This window comes from Pedococcus sp. P5_B7, from assembly GCF_054049895.1.
Genome location: NZ_JBFULM010000003.1, coordinates 168,283 through 190,116, shown reverse-complemented (window position 1 = coordinate 190,116; position 21,834 = coordinate 168,283). Strand labels below are relative to the sequence as shown.

Annotated in this window: 22 protein-coding genes; 13 read left to right on the top strand and 9 right to left on the bottom strand. The window is 71.9% G+C overall.

Annotation, left to right across the window (positions count from 1 at the left end; genetic code table 11):
- From ACXJKD_RS09985 to ACXJKD_RS09975, 3 genes are all read left to right on the top strand, one after another.
- Positions 1-780, top strand: a complete 780-nt coding sequence (locus ACXJKD_RS09985) for a GAF and ANTAR domain-containing protein (RefSeq protein WP_457254370.1) — start codon at positions 1-3, stop codon at positions 778-780.
- A gap of 81 nt (positions 781-861) precedes the next feature.
- Positions 862-1,512, top strand: coding sequence for a DsbA family protein (locus ACXJKD_RS09980; RefSeq protein ID WP_457254369.1), 651 nt, complete (start codon positions 862-864; stop codon positions 1,510-1,512).
- A 9-nt stretch (positions 1,513-1,521) separates the two neighbouring features.
- Positions 1,522-2,610 carry an App1 family protein gene (locus tag ACXJKD_RS09975; RefSeq protein ID WP_457254368.1) on the top strand — a complete coding sequence of 363 codons (1,089 nt, stop codon included), beginning with the start codon at positions 1,522-1,524 and terminating at the stop codon, positions 2,608-2,610.
- A gap of 2 nt (positions 2,611-2,612) precedes the next feature.
- Here the strand turns inward: ACXJKD_RS09975 and ACXJKD_RS09970 are convergent, their stop codons facing one another.
- Entirely contained in the window at positions 2,613-4,058 is a 1,446-nt protein-coding gene (locus ACXJKD_RS09970; protein ID WP_457254367.1) for an MFS transporter, read from the bottom strand.
- A gap of 83 nt (positions 4,059-4,141) precedes the next feature.
- Between ACXJKD_RS09970 and ACXJKD_RS09965 the strand changes: the two genes are divergently transcribed.
- Positions 4,142-5,002 carry an Fpg/Nei family DNA glycosylase gene (locus ACXJKD_RS09965; protein WP_457254366.1) on the top strand — a complete coding sequence of 287 codons (861 nt, stop codon included), beginning with the start codon at positions 4,142-4,144 and terminating at the stop codon, positions 5,000-5,002.
- 76 nt (positions 5,003-5,078) lie between these two features.
- On the opposite strand, the gene ACXJKD_RS09960 is transcribed toward ACXJKD_RS09965, so the two are convergent.
- The gene (locus ACXJKD_RS09960) at positions 5,079-8,030 is read right to left on the bottom strand and encodes a helix-turn-helix transcriptional regulator (RefSeq protein ID WP_457254365.1); all 2,952 of its coding nucleotides are present in this window, start codon (positions 8,028-8,030) and stop codon (positions 5,079-5,081) included.
- Between the two features lie 61 nt (positions 8,031-8,091).
- The gene (locus ACXJKD_RS09955) at positions 8,092-9,036 is read right to left on the bottom strand and encodes an aminoglycoside phosphotransferase family protein (RefSeq protein WP_457254364.1); all 945 of its coding nucleotides are present in this window, start codon (positions 9,034-9,036) and stop codon (positions 8,092-8,094) included.
- Positions 9,037-9,118: 82 nt separating this feature from the next.
- Between ACXJKD_RS09955 and ACXJKD_RS09950 the strand changes: the two genes are divergently transcribed.
- The 4 genes from ACXJKD_RS09950 to ACXJKD_RS09935 all read left to right on the top strand — a co-directional run bounded on the left by ACXJKD_RS09950 (position 9,119) and on the right by ACXJKD_RS09935 (position 11,813).
- Entirely contained in the window at positions 9,119-9,445 is a 327-nt protein-coding gene (locus ACXJKD_RS09950; protein WP_457254363.1) for a rhodanese-like domain-containing protein, read from the top strand.
- Positions 9,446-9,455: 10 nt separating this feature from the next.
- Entirely contained in the window at positions 9,456-9,971 is a 516-nt protein-coding gene (locus ACXJKD_RS09945) for a DUF3806 domain-containing protein (protein WP_457254362.1), read from the top strand.
- A 129-nt stretch (positions 9,972-10,100) separates the two neighbouring features.
- Positions 10,101-11,312, top strand: coding sequence for an ATP-binding protein (locus ACXJKD_RS09940; RefSeq protein WP_457254361.1), 1,212 nt, complete (start codon positions 10,101-10,103; stop codon positions 11,310-11,312).
- Positions 11,313-11,375: 63 nt separating this feature from the next.
- Positions 11,376-11,813: a VOC family protein gene (locus tag ACXJKD_RS09935; protein WP_457254360.1), complete on the top strand. Its 438-nt coding sequence runs from the start codon at positions 11,376-11,378 to the stop codon at positions 11,811-11,813.
- Positions 11,814-11,849: 36 nt separating this feature from the next.
- On the opposite strand, the gene ACXJKD_RS09930 is transcribed toward ACXJKD_RS09935, so the two are convergent.
- From ACXJKD_RS09930 to ACXJKD_RS09920, 3 genes are read right to left on the bottom strand one after another with little or no spacing between them, the layout of a single operon-like run.
- The gene (locus ACXJKD_RS09930) at positions 11,850-13,112 is read right to left on the bottom strand and encodes an RNA polymerase sigma factor (protein WP_457254359.1); all 1,263 of its coding nucleotides are present in this window, start codon (positions 13,110-13,112) and stop codon (positions 11,850-11,852) included.
- Between the two features lie 27 nt (positions 13,113-13,139).
- Positions 13,140-13,541, bottom strand: a complete 402-nt coding sequence (locus ACXJKD_RS09925) for a YciI family protein (protein ID WP_457254358.1) — start codon at positions 13,539-13,541, stop codon at positions 13,140-13,142.
- Between the two features lie 6 nt (positions 13,542-13,547).
- A complete protein-coding gene (locus tag ACXJKD_RS09920; protein WP_457254357.1) occupies positions 13,548-14,096 on the bottom strand; it encodes a dihydrofolate reductase family protein in 549 nt (182 codons plus the stop codon).
- A 265-nt stretch (positions 14,097-14,361) separates the two neighbouring features.
- Here ACXJKD_RS09920 and ACXJKD_RS09915 point away from each other — a divergent pair, with 265 nt between their 5' ends.
- Genes ACXJKD_RS09915 through ACXJKD_RS09900 form a run of 4 tightly spaced genes read left to right on the top strand, consistent with a single transcriptional unit; the run spans position 14,362 to position 19,211 of the window.
- Positions 14,362-16,956: a hypothetical protein gene (locus ACXJKD_RS09915; protein WP_457254356.1), complete on the top strand. Its 2,595-nt coding sequence runs from the start codon at positions 14,362-14,364 to the stop codon at positions 16,954-16,956.
- A gap of 21 nt (positions 16,957-16,977) precedes the next feature.
- Positions 16,978-17,550 (top strand): dihydrofolate reductase family protein, encoded by a 573-nt coding sequence (locus ACXJKD_RS09910; RefSeq protein WP_457254355.1) that lies wholly within the window; start codon positions 16,978-16,980, stop codon positions 17,548-17,550.
- The gene (locus ACXJKD_RS09905; protein WP_457254354.1) at positions 17,547-18,587 is read left to right on the top strand and encodes an aldo/keto reductase; all 1,041 of its coding nucleotides are present in this window, start codon (positions 17,547-17,549) and stop codon (positions 18,585-18,587) included. The genes ACXJKD_RS09910 and ACXJKD_RS09905 overlap by 4 nt, the downstream gene beginning before the upstream one ends.
- A 21-nt stretch (positions 18,588-18,608) precedes the next feature.
- Complete coding sequence (locus tag ACXJKD_RS09900; RefSeq protein WP_457254353.1) at positions 18,609-19,211, top strand: DUF421 domain-containing protein; 603 nt, start codon at positions 18,609-18,611, stop codon at positions 19,209-19,211.
- Here the strand turns inward: ACXJKD_RS09900 and ACXJKD_RS09895 are convergent.
- From ACXJKD_RS09895 to ACXJKD_RS09885, 3 genes are read right to left on the bottom strand one after another with little or no spacing between them, the layout of a single operon-like run.
- A complete protein-coding gene (locus ACXJKD_RS09895; RefSeq protein ID WP_457254352.1) occupies positions 19,208-19,699 on the bottom strand; it encodes a nucleoside deaminase in 492 nt (163 codons plus the stop codon). The two genes, ACXJKD_RS09900 and ACXJKD_RS09895, sit on opposite strands and share 4 nt — an antisense overlap.
- Before the next feature lie 30 nt (positions 19,700-19,729).
- Positions 19,730-20,320 (bottom strand): methylated-DNA--[protein]-cysteine S-methyltransferase, encoded by a 591-nt coding sequence (locus tag ACXJKD_RS09890; RefSeq protein WP_457254351.1) that lies wholly within the window; start codon positions 20,318-20,320, stop codon positions 19,730-19,732.
- The gene (locus ACXJKD_RS09885) at positions 20,317-20,802 is read right to left on the bottom strand and encodes an RNA polymerase sigma factor (RefSeq protein WP_457254350.1); all 486 of its coding nucleotides are present in this window, start codon (positions 20,800-20,802) and stop codon (positions 20,317-20,319) included. The genes ACXJKD_RS09890 and ACXJKD_RS09885 overlap by 4 nt, the downstream gene beginning before the upstream one ends.
- A 161-nt stretch (positions 20,803-20,963) precedes the next feature.
- Here ACXJKD_RS09885 and ACXJKD_RS09880 point away from each other — a divergent pair, with 161 nt between their 5' ends.
- Entirely contained in the window at positions 20,964-21,815 is an 852-nt protein-coding gene (locus tag ACXJKD_RS09880; RefSeq protein ID WP_457254349.1) for a glycerophosphodiester phosphodiesterase, read from the top strand.
- Positions 21,816-21,834: the final 19 nt, after the last annotated feature.

Here is a 21,834-nt window from a genome sequence, read left to right as displayed (position 1 = left end):
GTGACGATCGACACCACCGACGAGGACGCGCGTCGCGCGGAGGCCCTCCACGAGGACGCGGGCCAGCGTGGCCTGGAGGCGGCCAAGCGCCTGATGGACGCGCTCGCGGGCAACCTCGAGGGGCTCGACGACCTCACGCCGTACCTCGAGCGGCTCGTGCAGGCGGTCAACGCCAACATCGACGGATGTGACTGCGTGGGCGTCACCGTCGTCATGGAGGACCGTCCGCGCACCGCCGCCTACACGACGGCCGGGACCCTCGAGATCGATGCGGTGCAGTACGCCGTGGGCGACGGGCCGTGCCTCGACGCCTTCCGCAACGGCCGGGAGAACCTCGTGGACCTCGCCGGTGGCGAGGAGCGTTGGCCGGCCTTCATCCAGGGCTGCGACCCGGGTGACGTGCAGACCCTGCTGGCGCTCCCGCTCGAGTCGGGTGGTCGTCGCTTCGGCGCGCTCAACCTCTACGGCTATGCGCGAAACGCTTTTGACCACACCGATCTCGAGCTCGTGCGGATGGCAGCCCGGCGCGCTGCGGATGCCCTGGCCGCTGCGGTCCACCTGGTCGGCGCACGCGAGGTGGCCGGTCAGATGGAGCAGGCGATGGCGTCCCGGGCCGTCATCGAGCAGGCCAAGGGGCTGCTCATGGGTCGGCACCAGATCGACGAGATGGTGGCCTTCGAGCTGCTCCGCCGCCAGTCGCAGGAGCAGAACCTCAAGCTGCGCGTGCTGGCTGCCCAGCTGGTTGCCGAAGCTCGATCTTCCCGTTCAGAGGCAATCTGAGCTAGTCTCCGAAGCACCTGAAGCAACCGGGTCGGCCACTTGGCCACTCGGTTGCTTTTTTTGTGCCCTGGAGGTTGCGAGATGCGCAGTACCCCTCACAGCTGTCGCGCGGGCGTCACCGACTGCGGCAGTCGGACCTCTCCCGGTCTCGGTGCGCGGTGCGCCCACGCGCCTCGTCGCCCTGCCCTGCGGAGCCCCGGCGGGACCGCGTTCGCTCCCCCGTCCACGGCCGACCCGTCGACGCTGCTGGTCTACGTGATGGACATCTACGACCCGGCGTCCTGGGCCTACCTCCCATCGGTCAGCGCCGTGTTGAGCGCAGCCTGCTCGCTCGTCGACGTCGAGGTCGTCCAGTCCGGTCGGTTCGCCACCGGGTCACCCGCGGCCTGCCTCATCGCGTTGCTGGCTGCGGCCGACCTCCCGGTGTCGACCGTGCTGGGTGCGGTGCAGCACCAGTACTTCGTCGGGGGCCAGCCCCTCGATGCGCCGGGTGTGCTCGGCTCGATCGCGAACGACCTGGGGCTGGACGGACCGGCGATCGAGATCTTCGCCCACAGCCCGCGCGCGCGGCAGCTCGCGTCGGAGGACTTCGAGCTGGCCCACGACCTCGACCTCGGTGGTGGCCCCGTCCTGCTGGCGAGTCGCGGTGAGCACATCTTCGAGTTCGACGGTCCGGGGGCGAGTGGGGACCGGTTGGTGGACCAGTTCAGGACGGTGCTCACGAGGCCGTAGGGTCTGGACATGGCCCGACCGCACGCCGCCTCCATCGTCGAGGACGCCTGGCACCGCCAGGTCGACTCGGTGCTGCGCCGCCGCGGGTGGCAGACCCGCATCGTCGCGCACACCGGCTACGGCTCGGAGGAGTTCGCGCGCGTCCTCGGACGGGTCCTGCTCACCCGCCGCTCCGATCGGAGCGAGGGAGGTGAGCGCGCCGACGCAGGCGCCTCGACTGCCGAGCTGAGGTCGGCCGAGGACGAGCGCCGTGGGTGGCGGGCCTTCATCACGGCCCCGGCCATGAACGTCCCGGTGACGATCACCCTGGGCGCCAAGACCGTGCACACCCGCACCGACCGCAGCGGTTACATCGACACCAAGGTGCGCGACCACGGCCTTCCGCCCGGCTGGCACGAGGCCAGGCTGACCGCGGTCGACGCCGAGGACACGACGGCCACGGTGCTCGTGGTCGGGTCCGACGAGACCTTCGGGCTGATCAGCGACATCGACGACACCGTCATCTCGACCTCGCTGCCGCGCCCGATGATCGCGGCCTGGAACACCTTCGTGAAGAGCGAGAACGCCCGCCACGTCGTGCCCGGCATGGCGACGATGTACCGCGAGCTGCTGGCCGAGCACCCCAACGCCCCGATGGTCTACGTGTCCACCGGCGCCTGGAACACCGCGCCGACCCTGACCCGCTTCCTCCGTCGCCACGGCTACCCGCCCGGCCCGCTGCTGCTCACCGACTGGGGCCCGACGAACACCGGGTGGTTCCGGTCCGGTCAGGACCACAAGCGCGCCTGCCTGCACCGGCTGGCCAACGAGTTCCCCCACATCCGCTGGGTCCTCGTCGGCGACGACGGCCAGCACGACCCCAAGATCTATGGCGACTTCGTCGAGCAGCGCCCCGACACCGTTGCGGCCATTGCGATCCGCGAGCTGACGCCGAGCGAGCAGGTGCTGTCACACGGCATACCGGTGTCGTTGGAGGAGTTCACGCCGGCTCGCGGGCGACACGAGAAGGAAGTGCCGGTATGCCGCGCGGGCGACGGCTACGGGCTGGTGCGCCTCCTGCGCGTGGCCCTGGGTGCGACGACCGCACCCGACGCCTGAGCCTAGCGGGCGGCGATGTCCAGGTGGGGGGAGTCGGCGCAGGGCGTGTCCTCGCGTGAGGGCAGGCCCACGGCGGTCAGCGCCGCGCCGCCGACGAGCAGGCCGGCGCACACGATCATCGCGAGGCGGTAGGACGGCGCGAGCGCGTCGGCCGACGCGTAGTCGGCCCCACCCAGCCCGACCAGCGGCGGCAGGGCCGCGACGGCCAGGAGGCCGGCCGTCCGCGCCACCGCGTTGTTGACCCCGCTGGCCGTGCCCGCGAGCTCGTCGGGCGCTGCGGCCAGCACCGTGCCGGTCAGCGGTGCGACCGTCATCGACAGCCCCAGCCCGACGAGCGAGATGCCGGGCAGGACGTGGAGGACGAACGAAGGGTCGCGAGGAGCCATCGCGAGGAGGGCGAATCCCGCTGCGGCGACGAGGGTTCCGCCGATCATGAAGGGCCGGGGGGCCGACCGGGCAGCCATCGTGCCGAACCGGCGGGCGAGGACCAGCATGATGATGCTCAGGGGCAGCGTCGCCGCCCCGGCCTCGAGTGCCGACCAGCCCGCCACCGTCTGCAGGAAGAGCACGAGGAATAGCAGCGCGGCCGACAGCCCCGCGTAGACGAGCAGCGTGACCAGGTTGATCGTCGTGAAGACCCGGTTGGCGAAGAGCGAGGGCGGGACCATCGGCGCCCGGGCATGGACCTCGGCCCACGCGAAGCCGGCGAGGGCGAGCACCCCGATCACGCCGACCACCACCGCCCGCGCTGTGACCCCGTCCGACAGGGCGGTCAGACCGTACGTGAGCGCAGCCAGCCCGACCACCGCGAGGGCGATACCGGTCAGGTCAATGTGCTTGCTGGCCAACGGGTTCCGCGACTCGGGCACGAACTTCACGGCCAGCACGACCACCACCACGGCGAGCGGCACGTTGAGCCAGAAGGCCCACCTCCAGTCGTGTTCGACGAGCCATCCACCGACGACCGGGCCGGAGGCCGACGCCACGCCCAGCAGACCGGTCCACGCACCGATGGCAGCCATCCGGTCGTCCCGGTGGAACGACGCCTGGAGGATGGCCAGGCTGCCCGGCACCAGCAGGGCAGCGCACAGCCCCTGGACGGCGCGGGCGGCGACGAGCACCTCCACGGTGGGTGACAGCGCGCACAACGCGGAGGCGATACCGAAGCCGCCCACGCCCACGGCATACATGGCCCGTCGCCCGAACCGGTCACCCAGCGAGCCGCCGAGCAGGATGAACGCGGCCAGCGTCAGGGCGTAGGCGTTGACCACCCACTGGAGCCCGGCGAGGTCGGCGTCGAGGTCGCGTCCGATGGTGGGGAGCGCGACGTTGACGATGGTGCCGTCGAGCAGGGCGATGCCGCTGCCCAGCACGGTCGTGGCCAGGGCGAGGCGTCCACCGGGCGACTTGAGCCGGAGGAGCTCGCGCGGGGCCACTTCCGTCGTCATGCTGCCGCTCTCGTCATGGGCTCATCGTCGCACCGCGGCGGAACTCCGGCTCCGTGACGGGGCGGTCTGCCAGACTTGGGCGGGTGCCGGAGCTGCCCGAGGTCCAGGCGCTCGTCGACTTCCTCGCCGAGCGCACCGTCGGGCTGGCCGTGACCGGCGTCGAGCTCGGGTCGTTCTCGGTGCTCAAGACCTTCGACCCCCCGCCGCAGGCCCTCACCGGCGCCCCGGTCGACGGGGTCTCGCGCCATGGCAAGTTCGTCGACCTCGACTGTGACGGCGTCCACCTGATCTTCCACCTGGCCCGCGCCGGGTGGCTGCGCTGGTCCGATGCGGTGCCCAACACGGTGCTGCGGCCCGGCAAGTCGCCGATCGCGCTGCGCACCCGGTTCTCCGACAGCTCGGGCTTCGACCTCACCGAGGCCGGCACCAAGAAGCGGCTGGCCGCCTACCTCGTGCGCGACCCGCAGGACGTGCCCGGCATCGCCTTCCTCGGCCCCGACCCGCTGGCCGAGGAGTTCACCCGGGAGGCGTTCGGAGCGCTGCTCGCCGGGCGCCGCTCCCAGATCAAGGGACTCCTGCGCGACCAGGGGTTCATCGCCGGCGTCGGCAACGCCTACTCCGACGAGATCCTGCACGTCGCGAAGATGTCGCCGTTCGCGATGGCGTCCAGCCTCGACGACGAGGCCACCGACCGCCTGTATGCCGCGTTGCGTGACACGCTCGCCTCCGCGGTCGCGACCGCGTCCGGCAAGCCCGCCAAGGAGCTCAAGGACGCCAAGCGGGCCGGCATGCGGGTGCACGGCCGCACGGGTGAGACCTGCCCGGTCTGCGGCGACACCGTGCGTGAGGTGTCCTTCGCCGACTCGTCGTTGCAGTACTGCGCGACCTGCCAGACCGGCGGCAAGCCGCTGGCCGACCGACGAATGTCCCGGCTCCTCAAGTAGCGCTCAGCGATCAGTCGGCGCATCTCGCGTTCCAGGGCGGAGGCCACGACGTACCGCGATCCGCGGACTCATGGGCTCATGATGCCCCGGTGAATCCCGAATCGGGAGTCGTCTTGCCCCGGACAGCGATGGCGGCCAGCTCGATACGGCTGGTCGTGCCCGTCTTCCGCAGCAGGTTGGAGACGTGGGTGCTCACCGTCTTCTCGCTGATGAACAGGCGGCGCGCCACCTGGGAGTACGTCTCGCCGGCGACGAGATGGTCCAGGACCTCGGCCTCGCGCGGTGTCAGGGCCACGCCCGCCAACCGGCTGACGAGGTCAGCCGTGGAGTGGTCGTCTCCGGAGGCAGTCAGGGGGAGGTGCGCCTGCAGGGCCACCTGTTCGACGAGCGCCGCCAGCGGGGCCGCCCCCAGCGCCTGCGCGATGAGTGCCGACCGGCCCAGTGCGTCGGCCGCCCGCTCGCGGCCCTTCGGCTCCCCCACGAGCGATCGGCCCAAGTGGTACAGCGACCTGGCGTGCTCGAACAGCAGGCCAGCGCGCTCAGTGGCCTCGGTGGCCGCCTGCCAGAGGGGCACCATGGTGGGCTCTTCCCTGCTGCACCGGGCGCGGTCGGCGACGTAGAGAGCCCCCCAAGCCGGGTGCACCGCGTCGTCGAGCCCCAACGGCAGGTAGCGGGGGGAGTCGCCACGCAGAGACTCGATCCGCTCCAGCCAGATGATCGCCGAGCGCCTCGGTTCGTCTGAAGCGGCCGGGGCGCCCTCAGCGAGGTCGGCCGCAGCCCGGGCCGCCAGCTGGAGAAGCTGGTCGGCGGCGGAGTGGTCCAGGGCCACGGCCCGGGTCATCCAGAGCTCGACCAGCTCGAGGGCGCGTCGAGGCTGCCCCGCCTCGATGGCGACGATCATCTCGGACAGGACCAGGTCGTCACCCAGGTCGCTGACCGGCATCAGCTCCTTGGCCCGGGACAGATGCGTCTCGGCCGCCTCGAGGTCGCCCTCCAGCGCGCTGAGCACCGCAGCGCCGCAGCGGGCGGCGCCGCCCCAGCGTGTGTTCAGCCGCAACGCCAGCGTCTCGCGAATGACGGACCGGGCAACGTCCCACTCGCCGAGCTGGACGAGGGTCAGCGCTCCCCGGGCACCCGTGCACGAGATGCCCTGGGCGCTGCCCCGCTCCCGCATCAGGGCATGTACCTCGCGCGATAGCGCAGCCGACGCAGTCAGCTGTCCCATGGACTCGTAGCTGTTGCAGACGTTGATCGACACCCGGATGAGCAGCTCGGTCTCGTCGACCGTCTTGGCAAGGGTCCACGCTCGTTCGGCATCGACGACGCCGGCGCGAGTGCCCCACCTCGTCTGCGCCCGGACGACCAGAGCCCAGGCGAGGGCGTCATCGGCACCCAGCTCCTCGGCGAGGCGAACGGCCTCCGCAGCGTGCTCGGCTGCGGCCGAGACCCCCTCGAAGACCTGGAAGTAGGCCAGATGGGCCAGCGCCAGAACTCGTTCCCTGGAGTCCGGGAACGGGTCGGTCAGGGCAACGGCCCGCTCGAAGTCGGCGACCGACGCCGATGCGCTGCCGGTCACGTTCACACCATTGGCGAAGTTGAGAGCCATCAGCACCCGGCAGGCTGCCAAGGGCTCGTCGTGCGGGTCGAGGCCTGACAGGGCACGTTCGAAGAACTCCAGTGCGCGGCCGGGGCGGCCAGCCGCGAGCAGGCACCGCGCTGCTCTGGTGAGCAGCTCGCACGCGGGAGGGCCCGAGCCCGTGGACCCCGGTGCGAGCAGGTCGACCGCACTGGTCAGGTGCGTCGCCTCCTCGGAGATCGCATGGAGACGGAGCGCTTCGTCCGCGGCGCGCAGGGCCCACCGGTACGCCGGTTCCGCGTCCTGTGCAGCGGCATGGTGCAGGGCAAGATGGGTGGCCCGCTCCGCGTCGGTGACGTCTTCGGCCACCTCCCAGGATGCTGCGAAGGCGCGGTGCACCTCCGGGAGCTGCCAGGGGGGCAGCGTCGTGAGGATCACCTCCCCGAGGAGGGGATGGCGGAGCCACACGTCGCTGGTGTCTTGAATGATCACGATGCCCTCGTCGACCGCCTCTCTGATCGCGGCCGTCACGTCGACCTCCAGGCCGCGGCGGATGACGAGGTCCTGCAGCACCCGGAACGCGACTGGGCGACCCGCGACCGCCACCAGCTGGGTGACCGCCCTGGTCTCAGGCCCGAGCCTGTGCCACGAGGCGAGGAGCGCTTCGCCGAGCGGGCTCGCGCCGCCGACGGTGTCGCCGACCTCCTGGGCGACAAGCTCGGCCAGGTAGGGGTTTCCCTCGGAGCGCGCGAAAACTCGCTCAGCCAGTGCGACGTCGGACTGCCTGCCCGGCAGCCCGAGCACGAGTTGCTCCGTCTCGCCCGCAGTGAGGCGGGAGAGGGGGAGCCGGCTGACCCCCCTGACGCGGCGCACGTCGGCCAACCACCCGTGCAATCGGTGGCCTTCGCCCAGCTCGGTGTCCCGGTACGTGAGCGCGAGGGCGAGGTGCTGCCCCGTGTGCAGCCCTGCGACCACGAAGGACAGGACGTCGAGGGAGGTCGGGTCAGCCCACTGGAGGTCGTCCATCACCACCAGCGTGGGTGCGTCATCCGCAAGACGATCGACGGCGCCAGCCAGACGGAACAGGTTCCCCTGCGATCCGCTCTCAGAATCCTGTCCGGGAGCGTGCAGAGCGTCGTGGCTGGAGACTGCGCCCGGAAGGACTCGGTCGAGGGCTGCGGAGTCCACGCCTCGTGCCCACCGCTCGATCGCCCTGGTGATCGGCCCGTTCGTGGTGACCTCGGACCCGAACCGCAGGCACTGGCCGAAGAGGACATGGAAGCCCAGCGCTCGCGCCGCGTCGACCAGGTCGCGGACCAAGGCGGTCTTGCCGATCCCGGGCTCACCGTGGAGCAGGGTCGCCTGCGGCTCGCCGGCCGCGGCCCCGTCGAGCATGCGGAGCAGCTGCGCCTGCTCGGCGGAGCGGCCCACCAGCCGACGCGGGGGGTCCATCCACTGATCATCCACCCCGACGCGGTGTCCCGTCGTGCCCTCGGCAACCCTGACCGCGCGGTCAGTCGGGGAGCAGGACCGTCGCCGCGTCGAGGAAGGACTCGGCGGTTTCTTCGTCGTGGAACCACCGCAGGTAGAGCCCGGTCGTGACGCGCTCGACGAACGCCCACTGGCGCACCCTCTCGGCATCCGTGTCGGTGAGGTCGGCGGCCCGGTCGCACAGGGCGTCGTGCCGCGCGCGGGCGGCCCGGTGGTCGCGGCTGGCCAGGACCTCCCTGCTGAAGTCGCGCACGGTGACCCCGACGTCGTACTCCGGCTCGCACCGGAAGCCATCGGGGTCGACGAGCTTGAAGCGCGGGATCCCGTTGGCCTGCAACGCATTGCCGGGATGTGGGTCGCCGTGGCAGAGCACGTCGCGGCGTGGGTCGCGGGTGGCCGACAGGTGGCGGGCGAGCTCGTGGGCCCGGTCGAGCGCCGCCCCCCAGCGGTCCTCGTCGTCGCCCTGCCGGAACCGTCGGACGATGCCCGCGAGCTGCGCTGCCTTGTCGTCCGCGGGTGCGATCGCCGGAGCCAGGTCCAGCGGCAGCTCCCACGCGAGTCGCAGGGCCGCCGCCAGGTGGTCGACCTGGGCCGCCGGCGAGAGCCGCGACGACGCGAGGCTGGCCCCGAGCCGTTCCATGAGGACGGCCCCGCGCGTGACGTCGGAAGCCAGCACCGCGGCATACCCCCGGCCCTGCGCTGCCTCGAGGGTGGCGACCTGCGCCGCGAAGGCCGGGCCCGCCCGGTCGATCTTGAGGACAGCCGGGTGGCCGTCGGCGTGGACGGCCACCACGGGCACCCCGAGACCCTCGCCGTAGACCTCGCCGAGCGTCAGCGACCAGCGCTGCACGAGGTCGGCGAGCAGCTCGCCCAATCCGTCGAGCACGGGTGCGAGCGCGGGGTGGTCACCCGCCGCGTCGCGGCAGGTGGCCACCACCCGTGCGATCTGCTCGTCCTGGCCCGTCATGGCGCCACTGTGCCGTGTGGTGGGACTCCTGCCCACTGGTTTTGGTTTAGGGGTGGCAGCCGGCCAGTGGTTACATGGACACATGAGCATTCCCCAGGTGCCGGTGACCGACGTCCAGGACCACGCCCTCGTGCTCGACGTGCGCGAGCAGGACGAGTGGGACGCCGGGCACGCCCCGGGCGCCGTGCACATCCCGCTCAGCGAGCTCCCGTCGCGCCTCGACGAGCTGCCCGACACCGACGACGGTGTCCTCGCGGTGGTCTGCCGCGGTGGCGGCCGCTCCTCGCGAGCCGTCGCGTGGCTCTCGCAGCAGGGCTTCGACGTCGCCAACCTGCACGGCGGCATGAAGGCCTGGGAGGGCGCGGGCAAGCCGCTCGTCGCCGCCTCCGGTCCCGCCACGGTCAAGTAGGGCCGCCGACATGGCGTGGTTCGGTCGGCGTGGTGACGACGACGCGACCTCGGAACCGCAGGTCGAGGAGCGCACCCTCCCCAGCGCCGGCGACACCCTCGACCCCAACGCCTCGCTGCGCCCGCTCGTCGACCCCCTCGGTGACGCCGAACGCGGCCGGATCAGTGCAGCCCTCGAAGCGCTGGCCGCCGACGGCGTCGACGTCGACGACCTCGCCTCGATCGGTGCCGGCCTCGACCGGGCGTATGCCGCGTGGTCGGCGTCGCCCGAGGACGACCGTCCCGACCACGCCGCGATCGTCGAGCGCTATGCCATCGGGATCGGCGAGTACCTCGACCGCAACACCGACCTCGACTGGCAGGTGGTCACCGACGTCTTCGGGACCGACCTGTCGCTGACCGAGGGCTACAAGGGGTCGTTCGTCGTGGTGCCGCACAACCTGGTGGCCGGACGCTGGATGCGGGGCGAGACCGGCTGGATCCCCGCAGTCGTCGGCCACATCGTCAAGCGCCGCAGTCGCCGCTGAGGCTGCTGCTCGGCCTTCTCGGGCTGTCTCGCGGTGTCTCGGACTTCCGCTAGACGGCCGCGCCACGACACGATCGCGGCGTATCGCCAAATCTCAGGGAAACGCTAGAAACACCCATACGCTGCAATCGTGGACCCGATACGCAACCCGTACGCCCCCGGAGCCGGCCAGCGCCCGCCCGAGCTGGCCGGACGTGACGAGCAGCTGTACGCCTTCGACGTCGTGCTCGAACGCATCGCCCGCGGCCGGCCGGAGCGCTCGATCGTGCTCACCGGGCTGCGCGGGGTCGGCAAGACCGTCCTGCTGAACGCCCTGCGCTCGGCCGCCGTCCGCGCCCACTGGGGCACCGGCAAGCTCGAGGCACGACCCGACCAGGGCCTGCGCCGCCCGCTGTCCGCGGCGCTCCACGTCGCCGTCCGCGAGCTCGGCCACCCGGCCGGCGACCAGGTCGACCACGTCCTCGGCGTCATCAAGGCCTTCGCCCAGCGCGACTCCGCCCCCGGCGCGAAGCTGAGGGAGAAGTGGAACCCGGGCATCGACGCACCGGCCGCCACCGGGCGAGCCGACTCCGGAGACATCGAGATCGACCTCGTCGAGCTGCTCACCGACGTGGGCGGGCTCGCCGCAGACGTCGGCCGAGGAGTCGCGGTCTTCGTCGACGAGATGCAGGACCTCTCGGCCGACGACGTGTCGGCCGTCTGCGCGGCGTGCCACGAGATCTCGCAGTCGGGTCTGCCCGTCATCGTCGTCGGTGCCGGGCTTCCGCACCTCCCGGCGGTGCTGTCCGCCTCGAAGTCCTACTCCGAGAGGCTGTTCCGCTACCAACGGATCGACCGGCTCGACCGCGCCGCGGCCGACCTCGCCCTCGTGGCGCCAGCCGCTGACGAGGATGCGGTGTTCACGCCAGAGGCTTTGGATGCGATGTATGCCGCGACCGCCGGCTACCCCTACTTCGTCCAGGCCTACGGCAAGGTCGCGTGGGACGTCGCGCCTCGGTCGCCGATCACCGCCGAGGACATCGCGGTCGCCGCACCGGAGGCCGAGGCGGAGCTGGCGGTGGGGTTCTTCGGCTCGCGCTTCGAGCGAGCGACGCCGGCCGAGCGCGAGTACCTGCGGGCGATGGCCGACGCCGCCCAGGGCCTCGTCGAGAGCGGCGAGGAGGTCGACGAGACCGAGTCGGTGCCGACCTCGGCGGTTGCCACGGTGCTCGACCGCAAGCCCCAATCCCTCTCTCCCGCAAGGGATGCGCTCCTGAAGAAGGGGCTCATCTACTCGGGCGAGCGCGGTCGGATCGCGTTCACCGTGCCCCACTTCGGCCGCTACCTCCGCACCCAGGGCTGACCACCCCGACACCCACCACCCGACAGCCACCACGGACGGCTGCGACTGGGTAGCGTGCTGCGCATGCCCATCAAGCTCGAGAACGTTGCCATCGCCGTCCGCGACCTCGAAGCGACCATCGCCTTCTTCACCGACCTCGGCCTGACCGTCCTGGGCCGCGACACGGTCAGCGGTGAGTGGACCGACACCGCGGTCGGCCTGGACGGCAACCACGCCAAGATCGCCATGCTCCAGACGCCCGACGGCCACGGCCGCCTCGAGCTCTTCGAGTACCTCCACCCCGACGCGATCGAGACCGAGCCCACCCTGCCCAACGAGATCGGCATGCACCGGGTGGCCTTCTCGGTCGACGACCTCGACGAGGCGCTGGCGATCGCCGCGCGGCATGACTGCCACCCCCTGCGCGGCGTCGGCACCTACGAGGACATCTACCGGCTCACCTACGTCCGGGGCCCCAGCGGCATCATCGTGATGTTGGCTCAGGAGCTGAAGAAGAGCTGACCGGGTCGCCCGCCGTCACCTGACCCGTGGCCGGCCTCAGGCCGGGTGCCCGGAGGCGCATTGCGCGGCGCGGTCCTGCATGGTGGTGCGTTCGCGGGTGTTCTTCGTCAGGGCTGCCGACCGGAGGAAGTGTTCGCGGGCTTCCACGTGGGATCCGTTGCGGCACAGCAGGTCTCCGACGACGGCCGGCAAGAGGTGGTAGCCGCGCAGGTCCGCCCGCTCGAGCAGCGGGAGCACGATCTCCAAGCCGGCCTGCGGACCGAACGCCTGAGCCGTCGCCACACCCCGGTTGAGCTCGACGACCGGTGAGGGGCTGATCTGGGCGAGCCCGTCGTACAGGGCCGTGATCCGCTCCCAGTCGGTGTCCTCGGCGACGCGGGCCCGCGCGTGGCAGGCCGCGATGGCGGCCTGGAGCGCGTAGGGGCCCACCGTGCCGCCGAGCGCGTCGACCTGGCCGACGTGCGCCAGCCCGCTGCGCACCAGCAGCTGGTCCCACCGGCTGCGGTCCTGGTCCATCAGCAGCACCGGGGACCCGTCCGCGGCCACCCGCGCCGGCAGCCGTGACGCCTGGATCTCCATCAGCGCCAACAGCCCGAGCGTCTCGGTGTCACCCGGCGTGAGGGAGGCCAGCATCCGACCCAGCCGCAGCGCCTCCGCGCACAGCTCGGGGGTGGTCCAGCTGTCGCCGGTCGTGGCCGTGTGGCCCTCGTTGAAGACGAGGTAGATGACCTCGCGCACGGCGTCGAGCCGGGCCGGCCGTTCCTTCGGCCCCGGCAGCTCGAACCGCACGTTGGCCGCGGCCAGGGTCCGCTTGGCCCGCACGATCCGCTGCGCGACGGTCGCCTCGGGCGCGAGGAACGCGCGGGCGACGTCCTCGGTGCGCAGTCCGCACACCAGCTTGAGGGTCAGCGCCGAGCGCGCGTCGGCCGACAGGATCGGGTGGCACGACATGAAGACCAGCCCGAGCAGGTCGTCCGCGAGGTCGCCGTCGACCACCTCGTCGAGGTCGTGCTCCACCGTCAGGGGCGTGCTCGCCGCCACGACCTGGTACTTCGCCCTCCCCGTGTCGCGCCGGCGGAGCCGGTCGACGGCGAGGTCGCGTGCGGTCTTCGTGAGCCAGGCCGCCGGGTTGTCCGGTATGCCGTCGCGACGCCACCGTTCGAGGGACGCCACGAAGGTGTCCTGGGCGAGCTCCTCGGCGGTGTCGAGGTCGCCCACGAGCCGAGCCAGCCGGGCGGTCACCCGTGGCGACTCGACCCGCCACAGGGCCGCCACCCGCCGGTCGACCTCGGTGCTCACCGCCTCGTCCCCGGTGTCAGCGCGTGGTCAGCGCTGCTCGGGGAGGACGAGGTCCTCCACCTCGATGACCTTGCGGACGTCCACCCGGTCGCTGCCCACGAGCAGCGCGAACCGGCGGGCGTGCTCGATCGCCTCGTCCAGCGACCCCACGTCGAGGATCGCGAAGCCGGCGATCAGCTCCTTGGCCTCGGCGAACGGTCCGTCGATCACCCGGGTCGCGCCGTCCTGCACCTCGATGCGGGCGCCCTTGGCGCTGGAGGCGACTCCCTCGCCGGAGAGGAGGACGCCCGACATCGCCGCCTCCCTCATGTACTCGCCGATGGCGGCCTGGTCCTCGGCGGACGGCGGGATGCCGTCCTCCATCGCCTGGGTCTGGTAGTGCATCACCATGTAGCGCACGGTCGTCTCCTCGGTCGGTTCCCGTCGCATTCTTCCTCACGCGTCGGCTGCGGCAGTGGGCCCGTAGACGAGGTAGACGACCCCCGTCTCGAAGGTCTGCGACGAGACCAGCTGCAGGGGCACGGTCGCGCCGTCCTCGAAGAGCTTCTTCCCGTGACCGACCACGATCGGGTGCACCAGCAGGTGCAGCTCGTCGACCAGCCCCTGCTCGAGCAGCCAGCGCACGAGGGTCGCGCTGCCGGTCGTGCCGAGGTTCGTGTCCTGCTTCAGTGCGGTGAGCTCGGCGGCCACGTCACCGCTGACCACCGAGGAGTTCTCCCAGGTGGCCTCGGTGAGGGTGGCGGACACGACGTACTTGCGGGCCCCGTTCATCGCCGCGGTGAACGGGTCGGCGGGGTCGGCGCCCGGCCAGTAGCCGGCGAACGCGTCGTAGGTGGTGCGGCCCAGCAGGGTCGCGTCCGCTGCGGCCATCTGGGCGCCCACCACGGCGCCCATCTCGTCGTTGAAGTAGGGGGAGTGCCAGCTCTCCGGCGACTCGATGACGCCGTCGAGGGAGATGAACAGGCTTGCCTTGATGGATCCCATGGAGTGCTCCTCGGTGAGTGGGTGGCCTCTCGACCGGTCCCGGCGGCACCGCCTCTCGGTGCCTTCACCCCCTTCGCCGAACGGCGCGCCACCGTTTCGACAGCCTCCCTGAAATTTCTCGGGAAATTTCCACGCGGCACACCGCGACGGCGGGTGTAACGTCCGAAGGTCCGGACCATTCGTCCGCATTCGCAGGGACAAAGGGTCCTGACCACCCAGGCGACGCCGCCCGACGTCGCTGCCCCTTCTGGGTCGGAGGACGACGATGTCTCGATCTCACCTCGCCGGTGCCACAGCGCTCGTGCTCGGAGCGGCCGTGATGGCGACACAACTACCCGTCACCGCAGCGGTCGCCGCGGCCGGCGACGAGCTGTCGGTGAGCACCCGGCTCGCCGACCGGCGGGAGGTCTCGGCCGGGACGCGGGCCTACTCGATCGGGTTCGAGGACGGTCGCTTCTACGCGAACGGCTGGCACATCACCGGTGAGATGGGTGGGGTCTGGACCCCGCCGATGAAGATGGTCGACGGCGTGTGGTTCGGCCTCGACGACCAGTGGGTGGGGCCGGCCTCGTCGTTCACCAGCGGGTGGGGCTACAGCCGCTACGCCCTGCCCGACACCGCGGGCCTCGAGGTCGCGCGCACCGACTTCGTGCCCGACGGCGTGCGGGGCGCGCTCTTCGGCCTCACCGTGACCAACCCGGGCGCGGCCCGCACGGCGAAGCTGTCGGTCGACGCCCACTCCGAGCTGATGGGCCAGTACCCGTGGGGGTTCGGCGGCGTGACGCCGAACGCGAGCGACAACCTCCCGGACACGGGTGCCTTCGACGGCACGAACCTCGTCTTCACCGATGACGGTGCGCTGCCCGGTGCGCCGGTCCACCACTACGCCGCCGTGGTCGGCACCGCGGCGACGCCGACCACCGGACAGATCGGCCCCCAGTTCTACGGCGCCCAGGCCGGCAACCGCTGCACCGGCACCGAGACCGGCGCCCCGGCGGACCCCAAGCCCTCGGCCTGTGACGACGGACCATTCGGCAAGGGCACCGGCGGCCGGCTGACCTACAGCCTCGACCTGCCGGCCGGTGGCTCGAAGACCATCTGGCTCGCCGTCGCCGGCTCCGACCAGGGGCTGGCTTCCGCCCGTGGCGAGCTCGCGAAGGCGCTGGCCGACCCGGCCGCGGCGCTGGCCGCGAAGAAGGCCTCGCGACAGGCGCTCGCGCAGATGACCCAGCTGTCGCTGCCCGGCGACCCGCTGGTGCAGGACGCAGTGCAGTGGGGCAAGCAGAACATCGCCGACCTCACCCAGACGGCGACGGACCTGCAGATCCGCTGGACCAACCAGGGCAAGCAGTTCCCCGCGCCGTCGGGGACCGTCGCCAAGGCGACCTGGATCGGGGCGGGCTACCCCGACTACCCGTGGCTCTTCGGCACGGACGCCGAGTACACCGCGTTCGCGTCGGTGTCGGTCGGGCAGTTCGAGGCGATCAAGGACCACCTGCGGGCCCTGCGTGACGTGTCCGACATCCTCAACAACCGCTCCGGCGTCGTGACGCACGAGGTCATCTCGGACGGCTCGATCTGGTACGGCCAGGACTCGCGCAGCACCAACCCGGACGGCACCACGACGTACAACTTCAACACCGACGAGACGGTGAAGTTCCCGAGCACCGTGGCGCTGTTGTGGCGCTGGACCGGCGACGACCGGTTCCGCGACGAGATGTACGACTTCTCGGTCCGCAACCTCAGGTACGTCACGGCCACCCTCGACGCCGACCACGACGGCTTCCCGGAGGGCCTCGGCAACGTCGAGCGCGGCGGGATGGGCACCGAGAAGCTCGACAACACCGTCTACTACATCCGTGGGCTCTACGACCTGGCCACCATGGCCAAGGCCAAGCACGACGGCACCACCTTCGCCTGGGCCAACACCCTCGCCGGCCAGATCAGCGACCGGTTCGACCAGGCGTGGTGGTATGCCGCGGCGTCCCAGTACGCCGACTCGCTCGCCGACCCCGGCAACGTCCAGTCCTTCCAGAAGCACTGGATCGGACAGACGCCGATGGAGGCCGAGCTCCAGGTCAACGGCCGCACCGTGCCCGGGCTCGCGCCCTACGCCCACGGGAGCACGGCGCTCGCCGGCCGTGAGGACCCCTGCTACAGCGGGACCGCGCCCCTGTCGACGGGCCTGTTCCACACGGGCTGCGGCGGCGGCCAGACCGGCGCCGGCGAGAAGGTCGTCTTCGGCCTGACCACCTCGATCCAGTCGATCGGTGAGGGCAACTACGGCCGGCTCGGGGCCGGACAGCAGCAGCGCTACACCCACGCGCTGGCCGACCCCATGTTCGCCGAGCCCGCCACCGGCGGGACGCCCGACGAGCAGCCGGGCGCGATGCCGGAGATCTTCCCCTCGCCGGACCAGGGCGCGAACATCGATCGCTGCTGGACCTGCCGCTCGATGTTCATGCAGGCGTGGGGCAACTACGGCACCGCCTGGGCCGTCGTGCACCAGTGGCTCGGTCTCCAGCCCGACCTCGGCAATGGCCAGCTGGTCGTGGTCCCGCAGGTGCCGGCCGGTCAGCCGTCGGCCTCGGGTGCGCACATCCGGCTCGGCGGTGGCTTCGCCGACGTGTCGGCCTCGGTCGCCGGGTCGCGCTACACCACGACGGTCAAGGTCGGCTCGGCAGTCGGCGCCGACAAGGTCTGGATCGGGCACACCGTCCCGCGCGGCAGCACCGTGACGCGGGTCGTGCTCGACGGCTCGGTGCTGTCCACCTGGACCAGCCGGACGACGAACCGTGGCCTCGAGGTGACCGTCCCGACCAAGGCGGGGACGCACACCCTGGAGGTGACTACCTCCTGACGGCGTGGCAGGGTCGGCTCCATGGGTCAGATCGCAGTCCACGAGTTCATCTCCCTCGACGGCGTCTTCGAGTCGCCGAGCTGGACCTTCGAGTTCGGTTTCGACCCGGCGATGGGGGAGACCCTCGCCGGCGTCACCGGTGGAGCCACCGCGATCCTGCTCGGCCGCACGACGTTCGACATGTTCGCCCCCGCCTGGCGCGACCGCACGGTGGAGCAGGACCCGGGCGCGCCGTTCTTCAACGAGACGACCAAGTACGTCGTGGGGAAGGAGGAGCCGACCGAGGAGTGGGGCCCGAGTGAGCGCCTCGGGGCCTACGACGCCGACGTCATCCGACGGCTGAAGGACGACACCGACGGCAGCATCTACGTCTCGGGCAGCGGCCAGCTCGTCCGCGGGCTGCTCGCCGACGGACTGGTCGACGAGCTGCACCTCTTCGTCTACCCGATCGCGCTCGGCGCGGGGGAGCGGCTGTTCACCGAGGGCAGCGGCCCGACGAGGCTGGCCCTCCTGGGCAGCGACGTCTACTCCAACGGTGTGGTCCACCTGTCCTACGGCCCCGTGCCCGCTGCGTCGTCGGAGGCTGGGGCATGAGCACCACCGGCGGATCGCGTCGGGTCGACCTAGGCCACGGACTCGAGGTCAGCCGGCTCGGGTTCGGCGGCATGGCGATCACCCACGTCTACGGCCAGACCGACCCCGCCGAGGGGCTGCGCACCCTGCACCACGCGGTCGACGCCGGCGTGACGTTCATCGACACCGCGGACGTGTACGGCGAGCCCCGCGAGGGGGTCGAGGGTCCGGCCGGCACCAACGAGGAGCTCGTGGCCCAGCTGCTGCGCGACCGGCGTGACGAGGTGCAGCTCGCCACGAAGTTCGGCATCACCGGCGTCCCCAACCAGGGGCCGGGCGCGACCGCGGTCCGGGGCGACGCGGCATACGTGCGCAGTGCGGCCGAGGCGTCGCTGCGGCGACTCGGCACCGACGTCATCGACCTCTACTACCTGCACCGACGCGATGTCCGCGTGCCGATCGAGGAGACCGTCGGGGCGATGGCCGAGCTCGTGGCGGCCGGCACGGTGCGGCACCTCGGCCTCTCAGAGGTCACCGCGACCGAGCTGCGCGCCGCGGCAGCGGTGCACCCGATCACCGCGGTGCAGAGCGAGTGGAGCATCTGGTCGCGCGACGTCGAGGCGCACGTCGTCCCGGCCGCCGTCGAGGTGGGCGCCGGGTTCGTGCCCTACTCGCCGCTGGGTCGGGGCTTCCTCACCGGCGCGATGACCAAGGCGGCCGTCGCGGGGTCGATGCTCAAGGGCCACCCCAGGTTCGACGCCGGCTTCGACGCCAACCAGCGGGTCGTGCAGGTCGTGACCGAGGTGGCCACCGAGGTCGGGGCCACCCCGGCGCAGGTGGCGCTCGCCTGGCTCTACGCGCAGGGCGAGCGGCTCGGGCTGCCGGTCGTCCCGATCCCCGGCACCCGCCGCGCGGAGCGCGTCGACGAGAACCTCGGTGCCCTCGACGTCCAGCTGGGCGTCGACCAGCTGGCCCGGCTCGACCAGGCCGCGGCGCTCGCCGAGGGCGACCGCAACCTCAGCAAGGACCCCGCCTGGATCTCCTCCGGGCGCGAGTAGCCACCAGCCAGGGAGCCAGCCATGTTCGAGCACGTCGTCGCCGCAGCGTCGCAGGGAGTCGTCGACGACCTGCTCCACCTGCAGATGCCCGTGGCCGAGAAGGTCATCCGCACGGTCGCGGTCTACCTCGGGATCCTCATCGTCATCCGGATCGCAGGCAAACGCCTGATGGGACAGATGAACTCGCAGGACCTCGTCGTGGTGCTGCTGCTGTCCAACGTGGTCCAGAACGCCATCATCGGTGAGGACAACTCGCTGATCGGCGGGCTGCTCGGCGCCGCGGTGCTCGTCGTCGTCAACGCCGGCCTCGACCGCCTGACCCTGCGCATCCCGTGGCTCGCGTGGCTGCTCGACGGTCGTCCGACCGTGGTGGTCACGGACGGGCTCCTCGACCACCGCGCGCTGATGCACCTCGGCATGACCCCCGAAGAGCTCGACAACGCCATCCAGGCCCAGGGCGCCGACTCGCTGAGCCAGGTGCGCCGGGTCGCCGTCGAACCCGGTGGCTCGGTGACGGTCGAGCTCCAGCCCGAGGCGCGCACCGCCACCATCGGCGACCTCCGTCGCGCGGTCGACGCCCTCACGGCGCGCCTCGAGGCGCAGGGCGGTGGCCCGGTGGGCTAGCTGCCCTCGGGTATGCCGTGCAGTCGCCGGTGCAGCTCCCGCACCTCCTGCTCGAGCTCGGGTGCCGGCCCGGCCACGGCCAGTCCCGGGGCGACCGCCTGGACCGGCAGCGGGTTGACCGGTCCCGGTGGCACGCCCCACGCGCGGAGCCAGCCGACGAGCTGCTCGGTCGACACGGCATACACGATGCGGCCGAGGCCGACCCACGCGTGCGCCGCCGAGCACATCGCACAGTGCTCGCCGGAGGTGTAGACGGTGCACGCGCCCCGCTCGTCCGCCGGCAGGTGGACGGCCGCCCACTTCGCGGCCTCGAACTCCGGGTGTCGGGTCTGGTCGCCGTCCTGCACACGGTTGCGGTCGGCGAACCGCACCTGCCCGACGCCGTCGACCAGCACCGAGCCGAACGGTTCGTCGCCGGCCTCGAGGCCTTCGCGGGCCAGGTCCACGCACTGGCGCAGGTGGGTCAGGTCGACGTCGGAGAGAGCCATCCCCCGATGCTCGCACGAATGCCCAGGACCTCAGCGGTGGCTGGCCTCGAGGTCGAGGAGGTAGCGCTTGGCGTCCAGCCCACCGGCATACCCGGTGAGTGCGCCGCTCGACGCCACGATGCGGTGGCACGGGAGCACGACGCACAACGGGTTCGCGCCCAGCGCGGCCCCGACCGCGCGCGCGGCCTTCGGTCGGTCGACCCGGGCCGCGAGCTCGCCGTAGGTGGCCCGGTCGCCGTAGCCCACGGTCGCCGCGAGGCGGGGGAGCACCGACCGCTGGAAGTCCGAGGCGAGGGCGAGGTCGGTGCGCAGGGTGAACGCCCGCGTGCGCCCCGCGAGGAACGCCTCGAGCTCGGTGCGGGCCTCGTCGAGCTCACCCGGCTGTCGCAGCACGCGCGGCGAGATGCGTTCGCTGAGGCGGGTCAGCACGTGCTCCTCGTCCTCGGGTGTGGCCACGAACGCGGACGCGACCAGCGCGCCGGAGTCGTTGCGGGCCAACAGCATTCGCCCGATCGGGGTGTCCTCCACGACGTAGGAGACGTCACTCGGGGCGAGCACCGGAGGGTGCAGGGACGAGGTGTCGCGCCCGAAGGCCGCGAGGCGGGTGGTGGGGTCGGTCATGACACGTCCTTACGCAGGGTCGCGAGCGCATCGCTCACGAGGCGCCGGCTCATCGCGGGCGAGGTGCCCAGCGCGGCGGCGATGGTGGGGTGGTCGAGGTCGGCGACGTACTTGAGGACGACGGCCTCGCGTTGTCGTGGCGGCAGGGCGGCCACCGAGGCCCAGAGCGGGCCGTCGGGGAGGTCGGCGTCGGCCGCGGGTGCGGCCGGTCCCGTGGCCAACGCGGCCGGGTCGTCGTGGGGCACCGCGCGGCGGGCCCGTCCCCGGTGCACGTCCATGGCGCACCGGTGTGTGATCGTGAGCAGCCAGCCCCTCAGGTTCGTGGCCGAGCGCAGCGACGGGTAGGCCGCGAGCGCCTGCGTCCACGCCTGCTGGGCCACGTCGTCCCCGTCGACCGGGCCGGCGAGGGCGTGGGCGAGGCGGGCGACGTCGCGCCAGTGGGCGTCGACGAGGGTCTGGAAGGCGGGCAGTTTCACACCCATGGAACGCCGCACCTCCCCGTCGTGTGAGCCCCGGGGCGGCACGCCACCGGGCGGTGGCCATCGTGCCGCATCGTGGTCCCCGGGTCAGCGGTGCGAAACTCGCGGTCGCCGTTCGGCCGGGGTCGCGGGTGCTTCGGCGACCCTTGTGGAACCATGGTTGCGTGCTCGACGACGGCGTCCCCACGCCTGCGGCCGGCCATGCCCGCCCTGACCCCGCCCGGCATGGTCCGCTCGTCATCGCGCACCGGGGGTCGAGCCTCGTCGAACCCGAGCACACCCTGCGCGCGTACGTCCGCGCGATCGAGGAGGGAGCGGACGCCCTGGAGTGCGACGTCCGGCTCACTGCCGACTCCCACCTGGTCTGCGTCCACGACCGCCGGGTCAACCGCACCTCCAACGGCCACGGCATCGTCTCGACCCTGGAGCTGGCCGAGCTCGAGGGTCTCGACTGGGGCTCGTGGAAGGAGGACCACCCGCGTGACCTCGAGCTGCCCGACCGCGACCGCAACCGGTTGCTCACGTTGCGCACCCTGCTCACCAACGTGCTGGAGTCCGAACGTCCCGTGGGCCTGGTCATCGAGACCAAGCACCCCACGCGCTATGCGGGACTGGTCGAGCGGCAGCTGGCCCGGGTGCTGCAGGAGTTCGACCTCACCGGTCCGCGCCGCGACAGCCGGCACTGGGTGCGGGTCATGTCGTTCTCGCAGCTGGCGGTCCAGCGGATGCGCCAGCTCTGCCCCGACGTCCCCGCGGTCTACCTCATCGAGGACTCGGTGCCCCTGCGGTTCCGCGACGGGTCGCTGCCCAAGGGGATCCACACGGTCGGGCTCGACATCAAGATCGTCCGCCGCTACCCCCAGACGGTGGCGCGGCAGCACCGCCACGGGCACGAGGTCTACGTCTGGACCGTCGACGAGCCGGCCGACGTCGCCCTGTGCCTGGAGCTCGGGGTGGACGCCATCATCAGCAACCACCCCCGCGCGGTCCTCGACGCTGTCGAAGCCAGTCGGTAGTCTCCGACCGAACTCACAT

What these genes read in the sequence shown, in the direction of transcription:
- ACXJKD_RS09905 (WP_457254354.1), top strand. Translation starts at nt 17,547, where the DNA reads ATGAGCACCACCGGCGGATCGCGTCGGGTCGACCTAGGCCACGGACTC.
- ACXJKD_RS09945 (WP_457254362.1), top strand. Translation starts at nt 9,456, where the DNA reads ATGGCGTGGTTCGGTCGGCGTGGTGACGACGACGCGACCTCGGAACCG.
- ACXJKD_RS09920 (WP_457254357.1), bottom strand. Translation starts at nt 14,096, where the DNA reads ATGGGATCCATCAAGGCAAGCCTGTTCATCTCCCTCGACGGCGTCATC.
- ACXJKD_RS09885 (WP_457254350.1), bottom strand. Translation starts at nt 20,802, where the DNA reads ATGGGTGTGAAACTGCCCGCCTTCCAGACCCTCGTCGACGCCCACTGG.
- ACXJKD_RS09975 (WP_457254368.1), top strand. Translation starts at nt 1,522, where the DNA reads ATGGCCCGACCGCACGCCGCCTCCATCGTCGAGGACGCCTGGCACCGC.
- ACXJKD_RS09950 (WP_457254363.1), top strand. Translation starts at nt 9,119, where the DNA reads ATGAGCATTCCCCAGGTGCCGGTGACCGACGTCCAGGACCACGCCCTC.
- ACXJKD_RS09970 (WP_457254367.1), bottom strand. Translation starts at nt 4,058, where the DNA reads ATGACGACGGAAGTGGCCCCGCGCGAGCTCCTCCGGCTCAAGTCGCCC.
- ACXJKD_RS09910 (WP_457254355.1), top strand. Translation starts at nt 16,978, where the DNA reads ATGGGTCAGATCGCAGTCCACGAGTTCATCTCCCTCGACGGCGTCTTC.
- ACXJKD_RS09980 (WP_457254369.1), top strand. Translation starts at nt 862, where the DNA reads ATGCGCAGTACCCCTCACAGCTGTCGCGCGGGCGTCACCGACTGCGGC.
- ACXJKD_RS09915 (WP_457254356.1), top strand. Translation starts at nt 14,362, where the DNA reads ATGTCTCGATCTCACCTCGCCGGTGCCACAGCGCTCGTGCTCGGAGCG.
- ACXJKD_RS09935 (WP_457254360.1), top strand. Translation starts at nt 11,376, where the DNA reads ATGCCCATCAAGCTCGAGAACGTTGCCATCGCCGTCCGCGACCTCGAA.
- ACXJKD_RS09890 (WP_457254351.1), bottom strand. Translation starts at nt 20,320, where the DNA reads ATGACCGACCCCACCACCCGCCTCGCGGCCTTCGGGCGCGACACCTCG.
- ACXJKD_RS09955 (WP_457254364.1), bottom strand. Translation starts at nt 9,036, where the DNA reads ATGACGGGCCAGGACGAGCAGATCGCACGGGTGGTGGCCACCTGCCGC.
- ACXJKD_RS09895 (WP_457254352.1), bottom strand. Translation starts at nt 19,699, where the DNA reads ATGGCTCTCTCCGACGTCGACCTGACCCACCTGCGCCAGTGCGTGGAC.
- ACXJKD_RS09960 (WP_457254365.1), bottom strand. Translation starts at nt 8,030, where the DNA reads ATGGACCCCCCGCGTCGGCTGGTGGGCCGCTCCGCCGAGCAGGCGCAG.
- ACXJKD_RS09900 (WP_457254353.1), top strand. Translation starts at nt 18,609, where the DNA reads ATGTTCGAGCACGTCGTCGCCGCAGCGTCGCAGGGAGTCGTCGACGAC.
- ACXJKD_RS09925 (WP_457254358.1), bottom strand. Translation starts at nt 13,541, where the DNA reads ATGCGACGGGAACCGACCGAGGAGACGACCGTGCGCTACATGGTGATG.